12 protein-coding genes are annotated in these 12,619 nt (G+C 63.6%); 8 read left to right on the top strand and 4 right to left on the bottom strand.

Features of this window, described 5'->3' with window-relative positions; genetic code table 11:
* Positions 1–194 precede the first annotated feature (194 nt).
* Genes ACT6QG_RS00930 through ACT6QG_RS00905 form a run of 6 tightly spaced genes read left to right on the top strand, consistent with a single transcriptional unit; the run spans position 195 to position 5,236 of the window.
* Positions 195–1,436 (top strand): ABC transporter substrate-binding protein, encoded by a 1,242-nt coding sequence (locus ACT6QG_RS00930; RefSeq protein ID WP_444975724.1) that lies wholly within the window; start codon positions 195–197, stop codon positions 1,434–1,436.
* Positions 1,433–2,209, top strand: a complete 777-nt coding sequence (locus tag ACT6QG_RS00925; RefSeq protein WP_444975723.1) for an ABC transporter ATP-binding protein — start codon at positions 1,433–1,435, stop codon at positions 2,207–2,209. The genes ACT6QG_RS00930 and ACT6QG_RS00925 overlap by 4 nt, the downstream gene beginning before the upstream one ends.
* Positions 2,206–2,925: an ABC transporter ATP-binding protein gene (locus tag ACT6QG_RS00920; protein WP_444975722.1), complete on the top strand. Its 720-nt coding sequence runs from the start codon at positions 2,206–2,208 to the stop codon at positions 2,923–2,925. The genes ACT6QG_RS00925 and ACT6QG_RS00920 overlap by 4 nt, the downstream gene beginning before the upstream one ends.
* A complete protein-coding gene (locus tag ACT6QG_RS00915) occupies positions 2,925–3,785 on the top strand; it encodes a branched-chain amino acid ABC transporter permease (RefSeq protein ID WP_444975721.1) in 861 nt (286 codons plus the stop codon). Before ACT6QG_RS00920 ends, ACT6QG_RS00915 begins: the two co-directional genes overlap by 1 nt.
* On the top strand, positions 3,782–4,681 hold the full coding sequence (locus ACT6QG_RS00910; protein WP_444975720.1) for a branched-chain amino acid ABC transporter permease: 900 nt from the start codon (positions 3,782–3,784) through the stop codon (positions 4,679–4,681). The genes ACT6QG_RS00915 and ACT6QG_RS00910 overlap by 4 nt, the downstream gene beginning before the upstream one ends.
* A 12-nt stretch (positions 4,682–4,693) precedes the next feature.
* Entirely contained in the window at positions 4,694–5,236 is a 543-nt protein-coding gene (locus tag ACT6QG_RS00905; protein ID WP_444975719.1) for a carboxymuconolactone decarboxylase family protein, read from the top strand.
* 72 nt (positions 5,237–5,308) lie between these two features.
* Here the strand turns inward: ACT6QG_RS00905 and ACT6QG_RS00900 are convergent, their stop codons facing one another.
* A complete protein-coding gene (locus ACT6QG_RS00900) occupies positions 5,309–6,289 on the bottom strand; it encodes a LysR family transcriptional regulator (RefSeq protein ID WP_444975718.1) in 981 nt (326 codons plus the stop codon).
* A gap of 132 nt (positions 6,290–6,421) precedes the next feature.
* Between ACT6QG_RS00900 and ACT6QG_RS00895 the strand changes: the two genes are divergently transcribed.
* Positions 6,422–7,900, top strand: a complete 1,479-nt coding sequence (locus tag ACT6QG_RS00895) for an MFS transporter (RefSeq protein ID WP_444975717.1) — start codon at positions 6,422–6,424, stop codon at positions 7,898–7,900.
* 8 nt (positions 7,901–7,908) lie between these two features.
* Here the strand turns inward: ACT6QG_RS00895 and ACT6QG_RS00890 are convergent, their stop codons facing one another.
* Positions 7,909–9,462, bottom strand: a complete 1,554-nt coding sequence (locus ACT6QG_RS00890) for an MFS transporter (RefSeq protein ID WP_444975716.1) — start codon at positions 9,460–9,462, stop codon at positions 7,909–7,911.
* A 112-nt stretch (positions 9,463–9,574) separates the two neighbouring features.
* On the opposite strand from ACT6QG_RS00890, the gene ACT6QG_RS00885 reads away from it, so the two are divergent.
* Positions 9,575–10,219, top strand: a complete 645-nt coding sequence (locus tag ACT6QG_RS00885) for a TetR/AcrR family transcriptional regulator (protein ID WP_444975715.1) — start codon at positions 9,575–9,577, stop codon at positions 10,217–10,219.
* Between the two features lie 130 nt (positions 10,220–10,349).
* On the opposite strand, the gene ACT6QG_RS00880 is transcribed toward ACT6QG_RS00885, so the two are convergent.
* Complete coding sequence (locus ACT6QG_RS00880) at positions 10,350–10,784, bottom strand: DUF2147 domain-containing protein (RefSeq protein ID WP_444975714.1); 435 nt, start codon at positions 10,782–10,784, stop codon at positions 10,350–10,352.
* Between the two features lie 87 nt (positions 10,785–10,871).
* Positions 10,872–12,533 carry a long-chain-fatty-acid--CoA ligase gene (locus ACT6QG_RS00875; protein WP_444975713.1) on the bottom strand — a complete coding sequence of 554 codons (1,662 nt, stop codon included), beginning with the start codon at positions 12,531–12,533 and terminating at the stop codon, positions 10,872–10,874.
* Between the last annotated feature and the right edge of the window lie 86 nt (positions 12,534–12,619).

Here is a 12,619-nt window from a genome sequence, read left to right as displayed (position 1 = left end):
CGTGATATGTGAAATTCTTCATCGAATATATGGGATATTTAATTGACTAAATCAATTGACTTAAGATAACTGGTTCTCATTCCCATTCGGATGCCTCTGCCCCGGCATTCTGTTCGGCTTTCGTCTGCCCCTGTCCGGAGAGCATTCGGCGGTGATGGAGCGTGACAGCGGGGCTTTCATTTCAGGAGACTGTCATGTCCTTCCCGTTCCTTGGTCGCCGGACCTTCCTTGCCGCATCCCTGCTGGGGCTGGGCGCCGGCCTTCTCGGCCTTGCCCCCCATGGCGCGCCGCGTGCGCTGGCCGCCGAAGAAGGCCCCATCCGCATTGGCCTGCTGGCGCCGCTCACCGGCACCGGCGGTCCCTATGGCAAGGAGGAGGAGGTCGCCGCCCGTGCGGCGGTGGATCACATCAATGCCGCCGGTGGCGTTCTCGGGCGCAAGCTGGAGCTGTTCGTGGCCGATGATGAGAGCACCCCCACCGCCGGGGTGGCTGCCGCCCGCAAGCTGATCGACGTGAACAAGGTGAGCGCCATTGCCGGGGTATGGAGCAGCGCCGTGGCGCTGGCCGTGCGTCCGCTGGCGATCGAGAAGGGCGTGGCGCTGCTGCCCAATGGCTCGGCCGATGAGCTGACCGCAGGGGATACGAAGGGCCTTGTCTGGCGTTTCCAGACCAATGGCAAGGAGTGGGGGCGCGCCTTCGCCAATGCGGCGCTGAAGGATGGCGCGAAGACAGCCTCCATCCTGGTGCTGCAAACGCCCTTCACCCTGAGCACGGTGAAGCCCTTCGAGGAAGCCTTCAAGGCTGGCGGCGGCAAGATTCTGGATGTCGTCTATTTCAACCCGAACCAGCCTTCCTATCGCGCGGAAGTGGAGAAGATCTTCTCGAAGGAGCCGGATGCGGTTTTCGTGCCCAGCTATATTCCCGAATTCAGCGCCATCGCCAAGGAAGTCTATCGTTCGGGCTTTGACAGCAAGCTCTACACCTTCAGCCATGCCGCCGACAGCGATGGCAAGTTCGTGAAGAATGTGGGCAAGCAGGTTGCCGAGGGCATCAACCATGTGCAGGCCGTGCCGGTGGCCAATAATGGCACCTATCAGCTCTATCTGAAGCTGACGGACCAGAAGCCGGGCACACTTGTCGCCTTTGGCGCCAATGTCTTCGATGAGATCAATGTGCTCGCTCTGGCCATCGAGAAGGCGGGCAGCGACAAGGCCGTGGACTTCACCAAGGAGTTCCCCTCCATCGTCAACACCGATGCCCCGGCCGTGACCGATCCGGTCGAGGGGCTGAAGCTGATCCGTGAAGGCAAGCCCTTCCGGTATGCGGGTGCGACCTCCGACTTCCGCTTCGCCCCGAACGGGGACCAGACCGATCTCGATTATGGCCATTTCCGCGTGCTGGACGGCACCAGCAAGCTGGTTGGCTCCACGAAATGATCCCCGGTTCGGAAACGATGCTGGAGGCGCGGGACATCCGCCTCAGCTTTGGTGATTTCGTTGCCCTTGACGGCGTGAGCCTGTCATTCCGCCGGGGTGGCGTCACCGGTATTGTCGGCCCCAACGGGGCCGGCAAGTCCACCTTGTTCAACGTGCTGGGCGGGCAGGTGAGGCCGCAAGGCGGGGCGGTCATCTATGCCGGGCAGGATGTGAGCCATCTGCCCGCGCACCGCCGCGCCCGTCGCGGCCTCACCCGCACCTTCCAGATCTCGCGCGAGCTCGGGGCGCTGACGGTTCTGGAAAACCTGATGCTGGCCTTTCCGCGCCAGCCGGGGGAGGCGGTTCTGCCGATCTTCTTCCGCAAGACGGCGGTGCGGCAGGCGGAAGAGGAGGCGATCGAGCATGCCCGCGCTTTGCTGGAGCGGGTCAATCTGTGGCGGCTGGCGGATGCCCCGGCCAAGACCCTTTCTGGCGGGCAGAAGAAGCTGCTGGAACTGTGCCGCGCTTTGATGCTGGAGCCCGGATTCGTGCTGCTGGATGAGCCCGCCGCCGGCGTGAACCCGGTTCTGGTGGGCGAGATCGCCGATTTCATCCGCACCCTTCAGGGCGAGGGGATGAGCTTCGGCATTGTGGAACACAATATGGATATGATCGCGGCCCTGTGCGACCCCATTCATGTGCTGGCGGAAGGCCGGGTGCTGACAAGCGGGACATTTGCCGAGATTTCCGCAAATGCGCAGGTCACCGATGCCTATCTGGGAGGCGTCGCGTGAGTGGTCTGGTGCTTGAGGATATCGTCTCCGGATATCAGGGCCGCCCCGTGCTGCACGGGGTCAGCCTTTCGGTGCCGGCCCATGGCAGCCTCACGGTGGTGGGGCCGAACGGGTCTGGCAAATCCACGCTGATGAAGACGGTGGTGGGCCTCGTCCGCCCGCAGGAGGGACGTGTGCTGCTGGAGGGCGCGGATGTCACGCGCCTCGATGCCCCGGCCCGCGCGCGCATGGGTCTTGGCCATGTGCCGCAGGAGGCAAATGTCTTCCGGGCGCTGAGTGTCGAGGAAAACCTGAAGGTGGCCTTCGAGTTCATTCCCGCCCGCTCGGGGGCTGGCTATGCCAGCCGGCTGGAGGCGGTGCTGGAGCTGTTCCCCGAGATCCGGCCGAAGCTGAAGGTTGCGGCCGGCCATCTTTCCGGCGGACAGCGGCAGATGGTGGCCATGGCCGCCGCCCTGATGCCGGAACCCTCCGTGCTGGCGCTGGATGAACCCTCCGCCGGTCTTTCTCCCAAGAATGCGGAACTGCTCTTCGTCGCCATCCGGCGGATCGTCGAGGCCGGGGTGACATTGCTGATGATCGAACAGAATACCCGGCTGGGACTCACTGTCGCCGCCCGCGGGCTGGTTCTCGTTTCAGGGCAGGTGAGGGCGGAAGGGCCCGCGCCCGAGCTTCTGGCCGATGGCCTGATGCAAAGCCTGTATCTGGGAGGACATTGATGGGACAGCTTGTCTTCAATGGCCTTGTCACGGGCCTGCTCATCGCCCTGCCGGCCCTGTCCCTGGCGCTGGTGTTCAGTGTGCTGCGCTTTGCCAATTATGCCATCGGCGCGATGCTGACGGTGGGCGCCTATCTGGTCTATGGCTTCAATGTCGGCCTCGGCCTGCCATTGCCCCTCGCCGTGCTGGCCGGCTCCGCCATTGGCGCGGTGCTGGCGCTGCTGGTCAACCGGCTGGTGTATGAACCCCTGCAGGGACGCAGCGGCGTGACCTTTCTGGTGGCCTCCATCGGTGTGGGCATCGCGCTTGAGAATGCCGTGCGTTTCTTTGCCGGCTCCACCACCCGCGGTTTCGATGTGGAGGTGGCGCGCCCGCTGCGTCTGCTGGGGCTGCGGATCAATCATGAGCAGATCCTGACCATTGCCATCGTGGTGGTCGCGCTCCTGTTCATCTGGGTGCTGTTCCGCTTCACCAGGCTGGGCCGGGCCATGCGGGCGGTGGCGGACAATCCCGACCTTGCCGCCGTGCGCGGCATTCCGCGCGCACATGTGGTGAACGCGGTGTGGGTCATCTCCTCGGTTCTGGCCACCCTTGCCGGCGTGCTGGTGGGGCTGGATGGCAATGTGGAGCCGCAAATGGGGTGGAACTATATCCTGCCTGTCTTCACCGCAGCCATTCTGGGCGGAATCGGAAACCCGATGGCGGCTGTGGCCGGGGCGGTGGTGCTGGGCATTACCGAGGAGCTGGCGACCCTTGTTCTGGCACCGCACTACCGCACCATCGTGGCGTTTGGCGTGATGGCGCTGCTGCTGCTCGTGCGCCCCACGGGGCTGTTCAGCGCACCGGGAGTGGCCCGATGATCTCCTATCTTGTCGCCACCCTTGTTCTGGTGGCCATCGCCACGATCGCGGCCCTGGCGCTGAACCTGCAATGGGGGCTGGGCGGGCTGGTGAATTTCGGCCTGTTCGGTTTCTACATGCTGGGCGCCTATGTCTGCGGCCTGCTGGTGGTGCAGGGGGTGCCGCCTCTGGCCGCCATGGCGGTGGCCATGCTGGCGACAGCTGTTGTCAGCGCTGCTGTCAGCCTCATCTCGGTGCGGCTGAGCGAGGATTATCTGGCCATTGTCACGCTGGGCTTTGCCGAATGCGTGCGGCTGTTCATCTCCTATGAGGAATGGCTCACCCGCGGCACGCTGGGTGTGCCCGGCATTGACCGGCCCTTTGCCGGCTGGATACCGGCGGAATGGTCCGATGCGGTCTTTCTGGCCTTTTCCTTCGCCTGCCTGCTGTTGTCCTTCCTGTTCCTGCGGAAGGTGACGCGCGCGCCCTTCGGGCGACTGGTGCGGGCAACGCGCGATGACGCCACCGTGGCCGAGGCGCTGGGCAAGAGCGTGCTGGCGGTGCGGGCGAAGGTGTTCGCCATTGGCGGGGCGCTTCTGGGTGTCGCCGGCAGCCTGCATGCCTTCTATTACAGCTATATCGACCCCACCCAGTTCACCACGGCGCTCAATGCCTATGCCTTCATGGCGGTGATCATCGCCGGGCGGGGCAGCCATATCGGTGTGCTCATCGCCGGCTTCTCGGTCATCCTTCTGCTGGAGGGCAGCCGCTTCCTGGTGGATGTCATCCCCTTCCTCGACGGGGCGCAGCTTGCCGCCCTGCGTCTGTTCATCGTGGGGGTGGGGCTGATCGCCTTCCTCATCTACAAACCGGACGGGCTGGTGCGTGAGTATCGGCTGCGTTCCGAAGCATCCTGACAGGAGAACCCCATGTCTCGCATCACCCGCAAGGGCCGCGCCGACCTGCCCGAAAACCTGCACCCGCTGTGGGACCGGATTGAAACCTATGGCGATTTCGCTGATCAGGCCGGTGTGATGGCCCATAGGCTGCCGATCTTCGAGCATAGCTGGCGCCAGCTCACTCAGCTCTCGGATGAGGCAGTTCTGCCAAAGCGCTATCTCGAACTGGCGATCGTCACGGTTTCGCTGCTGAACCAGTGCGAATATTGCGTCGCCCACCACACGCCGAAGCTCGCCGTGGAGGGCATTTCCGCCGAGGGCGCCCAGCGCCTGCTGGAGTACAAGGACCATCCCGAGCTGGATGAGGTGGACCGGCTGGTGGTGGAATATGCCATCACCGTCACCAATAACTGGAGCCGGACGCGTGACGAGATCTTTGCCCGGCTGAAGGCGCATTTCACCCAGGCGCAGATTGTGGAACTGACATGGCGCATCGCCCTGTGCGGCGCTTTCAACCGCTTCAATGATGTTCTGCAGGTGGAATATGCCGAGCCGGAGCAGCCCGGCGCCTAGGGCGGGTGGTATGCCTGCCGGGATGAAAGCGGAAGAATGCGCGGCGGATGCCTATCCGCCGCGCATTCTGTTTCAGGGCTCAGATGCCGCCGCTCCGGTCAGGTCCGATGCAGGCGTATCGCGGGTGGTGGCGCATGTCTCGCGCACAATGGCGCGCAGCCACCGGTGCGCGGGATCGGCATCGAAACGCGGATGCCAGGCCTGCGAGATGGCGAGAGGCGCGGTCTGGACCGGAAGGTCGAAACCGGCCATGCCGGCGCGGGCTGGCAGAGTGAGCCGGGCGGGGACCGCGGCCACATGGTCCGATGTGCGGGCAATGGCCAGCGCGTCCGCGAAATTGGCGACGGCGACAGTCACCATGCGGGTCAGGCCGAGTGCTGCCAGAGCCGTGTCGATGGGGCCGGAAAACCGTCCGCGCCGTGAAACCGAAATATGCGGAAAGGCGGCAAAGCGTTCCGGCGTCACCGCTCCAGCCAGTGGATGGCCGGCCCGCACCACACCGATGAAACGGTCCTGAAACAGTGTCTGCTGGCGGATCTCGGGGCCCATGGCGTCGATGACGCCGATATCGATATCGATGCGACCCTCGCGCAGGGCCTCGACATCCTCCTTGTCCTGATGGGCGAAACGCAGCCGCACATGGGGGGCCTCGCGCGCAACCCGCGCCGCCAGCATGGCCCCGAAGCTGACAACGAAACTGTCGCTGGTGCGGATGGAGAAGCTGCGTTCCAGCCGTGACAGGTCAAACTGGTCCTCGCCGCGGACCAGCGCCTCGGCCTCGGCCACAAGATTGCGCAGCCGCTCGCGCAGGGCCTGGGCGCGTGGGGTCGGCACCAGCCCGCGCCCGGCGCGCACCAGCACCGGGTCTCCCAGCAGGTGCCGGATGCGGGCAAGCTGCCGGCTCATGGCCGGTGAGGACAGGTTGAGCCGTTGCGCCGCCCCCGCGACACTGCCTTCCGACAAAAGCGCGTCGAGCGTCACCAGCAGGTTCATGTCCGGTGGGAGGGCATGGCGTGGGGAAACATGGCGTGCGGATCTGTCTTTTGCGGGCATGGGGCGGTTCATTCAGGTGCATGCGATGCAATCATATAATAGCGATATTGCACTGTATGCAATCTGGTCGCCCCTGTATCGAAAAGTCCAATCCCAATGATCCCGAACGGGACAGTTTTGATCGGACTTTTCATGGATTCCTCTCCTGCTTCACGTTCCGGAACAAGGGCGCCGGCGGATGTGCCGGCCCGGATTCCGGCCCGGGCGCCACATCACGCGCCCATCCATTCCGGCATGGTGCTGGCCGGCCTGTCGCTCGCCATCCTGCTGTCGCAGCTCGGCACCAACAATATCAATGTCGCACTGCCGACACTGGTGCAGGATCTCGGTGTCGCGTTCGGCGCGGTGCAGTGGGTCGTGGTCAGCTATCTGCTTGTTGTCACGGCGCTCATCGTGGGTGTCGGCCGCTTTGGTGACCAGCTTGGCAAGAAAAGGCTCTATCTGTGGGGCCTTGCCATTTTCATGGCCGCCTCGGTGCTCTGCGCCCTTTCCTCCAGCCTGCCGATGCTGATCGCCGGCCGGGCCGGGCAGGGGCTTGGCGGGGCTATCGTGATGGCGCTTTCCTTCGCCTTTGTTGGCGAGGTGTTTCCGAAGGAGCGCACGGGCTTTGCCATGGGTGTGCTCTCCACCATGGTTTCCTTTGGCATCGCTCTGGGTCCGTCGCTCGGGGCGCTGGCGCTGGCGGCCTTTGGCTGGCAGGCCATATTCTGGGTGAACCTGCCCTTCGGCCTGCTGGCTTTCCTGCTGATCAGCCGATATCTGCCCGATGCCGTGGATACCCCGCGGCACATGATGGCGGCCACGCGTTTCGACTGGCCAGGCACCATCCTGCTGGCGCTGACCCTTGCCGCCTATGCGCTGGCCATGACCCTTTCCGGCCGGCAGGGTTTCATGGCGCCGCTGGTGCTTCAGCTCGGCCTCGCCGCCCTTGTCGCCCTGGTGCTGTTTCTTGCGGTCCAGGTGAAGGCCCGCGCGCCATTGCTGAAACTCTCCATGTTTGGCAATGCGCTGCTCTCCACCAGCATGGTCATGAGCGTTCTGGTCTATGCCATCATGATGGCGACGCTGGTGCTGAGCCCCTTCTATCTGTCAGGGGCGCTGGGGCTGGATACGCGCATGATTGGCCTTGTGATGACTGTCGGCCCGCTCTCCGCCGCCATGATGGGCGTGCCGGCGGGCCTGCTGGCCGACCGTATCGGCGCGCGGCGGGTGATGGTCATCGGTCTTGCCCTTGTCTGTCTCGGCACATTCATGCTGTCCTGGGTCGCGGGCGGGGGCGGGGTTGAGTACTATCTTCTCTCCATGCTGTTCATCAGCATCGGCCTTGCCCTGTTCCAGACACCGAACAATACCGCTGTCATCTCCGATGCGCGCCCGGAGCAGCGCGGCCTTGTCTCCGGCCTTCTGGCGCTGGCCCGCAATCTGGGCCTGATCACCGGCGCATCGCTCATGGGCGCGCTTTTCGCCCATGCGGTGGGGGATGCGACGACCGCCACGCCGCAAATGGTGGCGCAGGGCATGGGCTTCACCTTCCGCATCTGCGGAATCCTGTCGGTGGTCGCCCTGCTGCTCGCCCTCGCCATGGAGCGGGCGGGACGCCGCAAGGCTTGAGGGCCGGCTCACTCCCGCCCGGTGCGGAGGAGGGCGGCGGGCTTTTCAGGCCGGAACCTTCCCCCTCTCCGTGCCGCAGCCACAAGCACCAGCGGCACGAGGAGGGCCAGAAGGCCGGCAATCGTGACCGCAGTTGAAAACCCGTCGGCAAAGGCACGGGCCAGCAGCATCCCGAAATCGCCGTTCGCCATGGAAAGGCCCGGCGGCTTTTCATGCAGCCGCACGGCCATGCCGGCCAGCTTCCCGGCCTCCACCATGTTTGCGCCTGCAAGGGCTGCTGTGGCGGAGGCAATGGCGCGGGCGCTCATCACCGTGCCCAGAAGCGCGATGGCGATGGTCATGCCGGATTGCCGCAGCGCGTTCATTGTCGCCGAAGCCGAGCCGGTGCGTTCTCGCGGCGCCGATTCCATCGCCGCGGCACTTGTGGAGGGGATGGACAGGCCGAGCCCGATGCCAAGCAGGGCGAACAGGGGAGAGATGGCCAGATAGGATGTGGTGGGTGAAAACACCGACATGGCCAGCATGGAGATGGCAATCAGCAGATAGCCGGCCAGCATCATGCGCCATGTTCCATACCGGCCCGAAAGCCAGCCGAACAGGGAGGAGACAACCGCCATGGCCATGAAGACCGGCCCCATGCGCCAGCCCGCCTGCGTGGCCGACCAGCCCTGCGCCTGCTGCAGAAACAGCGAGAACAGGAACAGGCTGGAATAGCCGGAAAAACCCAGTGCGAAGGAGGCGAAATTGGCGGATGCGAATGCGCTGTCGCGGAACAGGTCTGCCGGCAGCACCGGGCGCGCCGTCCGCATCTCCACCCCGATGAATGCCAGGAGCGCGAGGGCTGCCGTGCCCAGCGCAAGGAGCACCCCTCCTGCGGTCCACCCGGACTGTCCCGCCGCGATCAGCCCATAGGTCAGCGCGCCAAGGAAAATGATGCTGAGGATCTGCCCTGCCGGATCAAAGGCCGCCTGTTCGGGATCGGAACTTTCCGTGATGCCGAACAGGCCGAGACCGGTGGTGAGCAGGCCGATGGGCACATTGATGAGGAAAATGCTCTGCCAGCCGATATTGTCCACCAGCAGGCCTCCCAGCACCGGGCCCAGAATGAGAGATACGGCGCTGAAGGATGACCAGCCGCCAATCACATGCGCCCGCCTTGCCGGGTCCGGATAGGCCTGGGTGAGAATGGACAGCGAGCCGGGAATGACGAGCGCGCCTGCCGCGCCCTGAAGCGAGGCCCCCATGATGAGCATGGCGAGCGAGGTGGCGCAGGCGCAGATCGCTGATCCGCTGGTGAACAGAACGATCCCCAGCAGCCAGGCCCGCTTGCGGCCATAACGGTCCCCCAGCGGGCCGGCCGACAGCATGAAGGCGGAGAGAAACAGGGCATAGGACCCCACGATCCATTGCAGGCCGGCCATATCTGTCTGCAAGGCGGCCTGTATCGCGGGCAGGGCGACCGAGACAATGCTGATGGCGAGGGTTGCCATGAAGGTGCCGAGATAGACGGCGGCAACGGCACACTGTTTCCGGGGTAGGGGCATGGCAGGACGCTTATTCATTGCTCTGCATCAGGAATATATATCGACCGACGGTCGGTCAATATAATTGGCATATGCAAGTCATTCCAGATATGGCATCTGTCAGCGGGTGATCGGAATCTGGATGCGGAAGATGGTGTCAGCAGGCAAGCGCACGGGACAGGGCCGGCGGGCAGCTCAGGCCCCAAAGCGCCGGGTTCTGCCGGCGGAGGTGCGGACTGACGATCTCATGTCCGCCGCCGCGGCGCTTTTCATCGCCCATGGCATCGATGCCACCACGGTTGATGACATTGCCGCCCGGGCCGGTGTCGGCAAGGGCACCTTCTACCACTATTTCGGCACCAAGACGGATGTGATCCTCGCATTGCGCGAGCGCTTCATCCGGGATTTCATCGTGCAGGTGGGGGCAGCCATCGATGCCTGCCCCGAAGATGCGCATCCGGCCCGCCTCGCCGCCTGGCTGAAGGCATCAGTGGAAACCTATGTCGGGAATCATGAGCTGCATGATGTGGTGTTTCATGATTTCGCCCATGGCCAGAGACAAAGCCAGGAGAAGGATGCTGTCATCGCCCAGATCCGGGCGGTGCTGGATGCGGGGATGCAGGCCGGGGCATGGCAGGTGCCGGATATGCGCGCGGTGGCACTGATCCTGTTTGATGGCATGCATGGCGTTGTCGATGATGCCATTGCCGCCGGCCGGCCGGGGACGGAGGAAATCGTTGCGGTGCTGACCGACCTGTTCTCACGTCTGCTGCGGATTGACATGCCGGAAACATGAATGGCCGTCCTCGCCTCTGGGGACAGGGGCGGAACGACCACTCTTCATCTTCTGTCCCGCATTCTGCGGCATGCTCTCGCCTGTGCCTTGCCGGCGCAGATCAGTGCGGGGTTGAAAGCAGGGCGCTCTCCTAGCGCAGGCGCTTCCAGGTCTGTGTCTTGCAAAGGGGAGAGACCACGCAGCCTGTGAGCTTCAGGGCATTGTCGCCTGCAAGGGTGATCGAGCCTGAATAGGTCTTGCCGTCTTCAGCATTGTAGATGCTGCCGCCGGTCCATTTTTCAGGCCCGCCCGTGAAACCGCTCAGGATGGTCAGGCCCTTGATCTTCCGGTTGCGCAGGGCGGCGTTGGAATTGTTCACGTCCTTCAGATCGGGATTGGAACTGAGCTTGTTCGAGGTGACGATGCGCCCGCAAAGACTGGCGCCGCACTTCGAGATTTCCACCTGCCCGCCATTCACCGGTGTCTGCCACAGGCCGGTCGGGTCCGCCGCAAGGGCGGGGGCGGAGAGCAGGGCGGCTCCCGCAAGACCCGCAAGAAGGGTTTTTACCAAGAACTTGCTGCACATGGGTGTTTCCTCCAAATATTATATTATGGTTCAGGCATTTGGCGCAGCAGGCGGCCAAGGAAAAATGTTCTGGTCCCTTGCGTGGGTTCACCCGGTTTTCTTGGCGCTGCTGTTCTGGCGCTCTTCGTCGATCAGCTCTTTCTTGGAAAGCTTGCCGACGACACTGCGGGGAAGCTCGGTGCGGATCTCGATGGCTTTCGGCATCTCGATCTTCGAGATCTGCTCGGACAGGAAGCCCAGAAGATCTTCCGGGGTTGCGGACATGCCTGCGCGCAGTGTCACGAAAGCCTTGGGCGCCTGTCCGCGATAGGGGTCGGAAATGGCGATGGCCACGGCCTCCGCCACGGCCGGATGAAGATAAAGCGCTTCCTCGATGACGCGGGGATAGACATTATAGCCGCCGCACAGGATCACATCCTTGATGCGGTCGACGAGGAACAGGTAACCATCCTCATCCAGATAGCCGACATCACCCGTGCGCAGGGCGCCATCCAGAAACACGTCCGCGGTTTCTTCAGGGCGATGGTAATAGCCCTTCATGACCTGCGGGCCGCGCACATAGACCTCGCCCTTTTCACCCACGCCGAGGCGCCGTTGCGGGTCTTCAAGGTCATGGATCTCGATCACCGTCTCGGGCAGCGCGCTGCCGACCGAGCCATCCTTCACCAGCCCGAGGGGCGGATTGGCGGCAACCACGGGAGAGGATTCGCTGAGGCCGTAACCTTCCACCAGCTTGCAGGTGGTGAGCGCCTCGAAGCGTTCGCGCACATCCTTCGGCAATGGTGCCCCGCCGGAGATGCACAGCGTCAGGGAGGACAAATCCCGCTGCGCCACACCTTCACTGCCGTTGATCGCAGTGAAGATGGTCGGCACACCCGGAAACATGTCCGGCTTTTCCTGCTCGATCATATCGAGAAGATCCGCCAGGACGAATCGTGGAACCAGGATGATTTCCGCGCCAAGACAGATGGGGAGAATCATCACTGTCTGCATGGCGAAGACATGGAAGAGTGGAAGAACGCCAAGAACCTTGTTGACCCCGAGGCGTTCGCAATCCGCATGCAGGATCAACTGTTTCGCATTGGATGAAACATTGGCATGGGTGAGCATCGCCCCCTTCGGAACGCCGGTTGTTCCGCCGGTATATTGCAGAACGGCGATATCCTCATGCGGATCGATGGAGACAGGCGCGGGCTTCGAGCCATGGGCCAGAAGCTGGCCGTAGGTCATGTGCAGGCCATCGCCGGTGTTGTATTGCGCCTTCTCGCTGCGCTTGAACAGGCTGAACAGCAGGCCCTTGGTCCAGGGCAGGATGCCTGTCATGGGGCACACGACGATCCGCTTCAGGCCTGCCTCATGCGCCACTGTCGCCACGCGGGAGTGAATCAGCTTGAGGTCCGGCACCACCATGATTGTCGTGCAGGAATCGCGGATCTGGTGCCTGAGTTCACGCTCCACATAAAGCGGGCTGAAATTCACCACCGTTCCGCCCGCCTTCATCACGGCGAAGAAGAAGATCACCGAATAGGGCGTGTTGGGCAGGCACAGGCCCACTTTCGACCCCGGGCCAACCCCTTCGGCCTGCAGGCCGGCCGCGACCTTGTTCACCAGCTCGGAAAGCTCGGCATAGGTCCATTTGCGGCCCATGAAATTGAGTGCAGGCCGGGTTGCGAATTCGGCTGCGCTGGCATCGAGCAGATCGGGGACCGGAACAGGTGTGATGGGTCCGCTTTCGGTGCGATGGAGCATGGATGTCCTCCCGCATGCGAGGCGCAAGCCGGCCATGTGGTGAATGGAGGGCTTGCCGTCTCGGCTTTTTCAATGTGATGCGAAGC

Source organism: Haloleucobacter ellipsoideus (assembly GCF_052491725.1).
Note: the sequence above shows the minus strand (reverse complement) of the source record. Positions and strands in the feature narration are given on the sequence as shown.

Excerpts from the sequence above, each read along its gene's own strand:
- ACT6QG_RS00930 (WP_444975724.1), top strand. The coding sequence starts at position 195 with ATGTCCTTCCCGTTCCTTGGTCGCCGGACCTTCCTTGCCGCATCCCTG.
- ACT6QG_RS00925 (WP_444975723.1), top strand. The coding sequence starts at position 1,433 with ATGATCCCCGGTTCGGAAACGATGCTGGAGGCGCGGGACATCCGCCTC.
- ACT6QG_RS00915 (WP_444975721.1), top strand. The coding sequence starts at position 2,925 with ATGGGACAGCTTGTCTTCAATGGCCTTGTCACGGGCCTGCTCATCGCC.
- ACT6QG_RS00910 (WP_444975720.1), top strand. The coding sequence starts at position 3,782 with ATGATCTCCTATCTTGTCGCCACCCTTGTTCTGGTGGCCATCGCCACG.
- ACT6QG_RS00905 (WP_444975719.1), top strand. The coding sequence starts at position 4,694 with ATGTCTCGCATCACCCGCAAGGGCCGCGCCGACCTGCCCGAAAACCTG.
- ACT6QG_RS00900 (WP_444975718.1), bottom strand. The coding sequence starts at position 6,289 with ATGCCCGCAAAAGACAGATCCGCACGCCATGTTTCCCCACGCCATGCC.
- ACT6QG_RS00895 (WP_444975717.1), top strand. The coding sequence starts at position 6,422 with ATGGATTCCTCTCCTGCTTCACGTTCCGGAACAAGGGCGCCGGCGGAT.
- ACT6QG_RS00890 (WP_444975716.1), bottom strand. The coding sequence starts at position 9,462 with ATGAATAAGCGTCCTGCCATGCCCCTACCCCGGAAACAGTGTGCCGTT.
- ACT6QG_RS00885 (WP_444975715.1), top strand. The coding sequence starts at position 9,575 with ATGGTGTCAGCAGGCAAGCGCACGGGACAGGGCCGGCGGGCAGCTCAG.
- ACT6QG_RS00880 (WP_444975714.1), bottom strand. The coding sequence starts at position 10,784 with ATGTGCAGCAAGTTCTTGGTAAAAACCCTTCTTGCGGGTCTTGCGGGA.
- ACT6QG_RS00875 (WP_444975713.1), bottom strand. The coding sequence starts at position 12,533 with ATGCTCCATCGCACCGAAAGCGGACCCATCACACCTGTTCCGGTCCCC.